3 protein-coding genes and 1 pseudogene are annotated in these 2,708 nt (G+C 69.7%); 3 read left to right on the top strand and 1 reads right to left on the bottom strand.

Annotation, left to right across the window (positions count from 1 at the left end; all coding sequences use genetic code 11):
• The 3 genes from NHG85_RS14975 to NHG85_RS14965 form a co-directional block, all read left to right on the top strand.
• Positions 1–298: MucR family transcriptional regulator (locus NHG85_RS14975; protein WP_253333773.1), on the top strand; the 298-nt coding region annotated here is incomplete at its 5' end.
• Positions 299–463: 165 nt separating this feature from the next.
• On the top strand, positions 464–910 hold the full coding sequence (locus tag NHG85_RS14970) for a Ros/MucR family transcriptional regulator (RefSeq protein WP_253333772.1): 447 nt from the start codon (positions 464–466) through the stop codon (positions 908–910).
• Positions 911–1,016: 106 nt separating this feature from the next.
• Positions 1,017–2,000, top strand: coding sequence for a flagellar motor protein MotB (locus tag NHG85_RS14965; RefSeq protein ID WP_253333770.1), 984 nt, complete (start codon positions 1,017–1,019; stop codon positions 1,998–2,000).
• Between the two features lie 631 nt (positions 2,001–2,631).
• Here NHG85_RS14965 and NHG85_RS19875 read toward each other — a convergent pair.
• Positions 2,632–2,708 (bottom strand): annotated as a pseudogene (locus NHG85_RS19875) (TRCF domain-containing protein); the annotation flags it as partial.

Raw genomic sequence — 2,708 nt, 5'->3', positions numbered from 1 at the left:
CGCTGATCCCGGCGCGCACCGGGCTCTCGGCCCTCGCCGGTGCGGAGACGGCGCGGTGAACGCGCAAGCCGCGGGCGAGCCGGAGCGACGCCGCCCCGCCGTGCCGATCGAAACCAGCGTGACGCCCGATTACATCATCTGCCTCGAAACCGGGGCCCGGCTGGTGCTGCTGCGCCGCCACCTGCGCGAAAGGCTGAAGCTCACGCCCGAGCAATACCGCGCCCGCTGGGGCCTGCCGCCGGAATACCCGATGGCCGCGCCCAACTACATGCAGGCCCGGGCGGCTTCCCGCGCATGACGGCCCCTTGGCAGGGAGTTCTTGAAAATCGCAACAATACCTGCAAGGATTACATGATTACTGTCGAAGAATTCGACTTGCAGATGCCCGCCGAGGCCGCCGCAGCGACGCTTTCCTTCGCCCGGCCGCCGCAAAGGGGCATGCACCCTGGATGAAAGGGCGGACATGACGAAACCGGATTCGAAGACCGAACTGCTCAGCACCATCGTGGCCTCCTACGCCGCGCGCCCGGATGTCGACAGCGACGATATCGTGGCGCTCGTGGCCAAGCTGCGCCGCGAGTTGGGGATCGAGGCGCAGGACGCGCCCGCCGCATCGACCGAGGCGGCGCCCGAGGGCAGCATGACACCGGCCATACCGCTGTCGCGCGCCGTGACCGAGGACAAGGTCTTCTGTCTGTGCTGCGGCAAGGGCTTCAAGATGCTCAAGCGGCACCTGGGCGCAGAGCACGGCATGACGGAGGCCGAGTATCGCGCCGCCTTCGGCCTGCCCGAAGACATGCCGCTGGTGGCGCCGAGCTATTCGCGGCGCAAGGCCAGCTACGCGCGCAAGGTGGGCTTTGGCCGCTACAGCCGCGAAACCGCGCGGCGCGACGACGAGACCGTCGGCTAGGGCCGCCCGCCGGACGCATCGCATCGACATCGCAAGAAGCCCCGCGGCGCCGCACGGCCCGCGGGCAGGACAGGCGCGCGGCACGGCGCGCGCAGGAGGACGGGCCATGGCCGGCGGTCAGACGATCATCATCAAGAAAATCGAGGACGACGGCCATGACGACCATCATGGCGGCGGCTGGAAGGTGGCCTATGCCGACTTCATGACCGCGATGATGGCCTTCTTCCTGCTGTTGTGGATTCTCGCGGCGAGCGAGGAGGAGACGCTCGAAGGCCTGGCCGAGTATTTCACGCCCTCGATCAGCGCGGTGGGGGCGAGCGGTTCGGACGGGGTGCTGCGCGGGCAGGTCATCGAACTGGCCGGGGAGATGCAGGCCTCGGAGGGCGCGCCACCGGTCGAGGCGCCCGATCTGCCCGATTTCGGCGCGAATGATCCGTTGCAGGTCTTCGACAGCCGGCTGCGCGATGCCGAGCCACAGGTGGTGGTCGAATACCTGCCCGCCGAGGCCGCGCCGCCCACCGAGGAAGAGCTGCAGACGCGGCGCATGGCCGAGGCGGCGGCGCAGACCCGCGCGGCGCAGGACCGGCGCGAGGCCCAGCTCGACGCCATCGAGGAGGAGATCGCCGCGCGCATCGCGGCCCAGCCTTCGCTGGCCGACATCGGCGACAACCTGCGCCTCGACCGCACGCCCGAGGGGCTGCTCATGCAGATCCTCGACGAGGAGGAGCGCCCGATGTTCGCCACCGGCAGCGCGAGCATCGTGCCGCAGACCCGCGCCCTGATCGAGATCGTCGGCGAGACGGTGCGCGACATGACGCATGAGCTCGCGATTTCGGGACACACGGATTCGCTGCCGTTTGCACGGCAGAACGGCTATGGCAACTGGGAGCTGTCCTCGGACCGCGCCAATGCCGCGCGGCGCGCGCTGATCGAGGCCGGGCTCGCGCCCGAGCGGATCAGCCGGGTGAGCGGTCTGGCCGATACGCAGCCGCTCTACCCCGACCGCCCCGAAGCGCCGCAAAACAGGCGGATCGGCCTGTTGCTGGAGTATCCCGAACCGGGGCACGAGGCGGCCGCCGCGCCGCGCTGAGAGGGGCGGCACGCCCGGCCGGGGCTGATGCAGATCGGACACGTTCATGGCCCCCGCGGGGCAAGGGAGATGTTTCTGCCCCATTTCGGCCTCATTTGGCCGACAATCTGAAACAACCCCGATCAGGCACCGCGGACAGGCCCGCGGCGGGGTGGAAGACCCAAGACACGAACCGCAAAGCGGCGTGGGGCGGGACAGGCAGAACAGACCCGGAAAACAGGGCGGATCGATGCAGAGCAGTGACCTTCTCGAAGCCATTTGGCGCGGCGATATCGCATGCGCCGAAGACAGTGACGGCGGCGCCCGCCTCGGGGCCATTCTCGACGCGCTGGCGCCGATGCGGCGGATCGGCCTTGCGCGCGGTGGCCACGGGGCGGGGGCGCAGATCCTGCCCGAGCAGACCGAGCTTCTGCCGGCGCTGGCGCTTGGTGACGTGATCGAGGAAGAGCTGGCGATGGAAGCCCCGCAAGGGGCGCTGGTGATGATCCTCGACCAGGCCGCGCTGCGGCCCGGCGCGGGCGATGCCGCCCGCGCCCAGCTCGCGGGCCGCCTGGTCGGCGAGCTCCTGATCGATGCGGTGCAGCGCGGCCTTTTCCCGGTCGAGCACGAGACCGAGGCGCTCTTGCTGATGGCGCACCACCAGCATCAGCGTGTTGACCTCCTTTGGCAACGTCCCGAAGCGGTCGATCAGCTCGGCGGCGAAGCCCT

This window comes from Limimaricola litoreus (assembly GCF_024159025.1).
GTDB lineage: Bacteria > Pseudomonadota > Alphaproteobacteria > Rhodobacterales > Rhodobacteraceae > Limimaricola > Limimaricola litoreus.
This window is presented reverse-complemented; position numbering and strand designations above follow the sequence as displayed.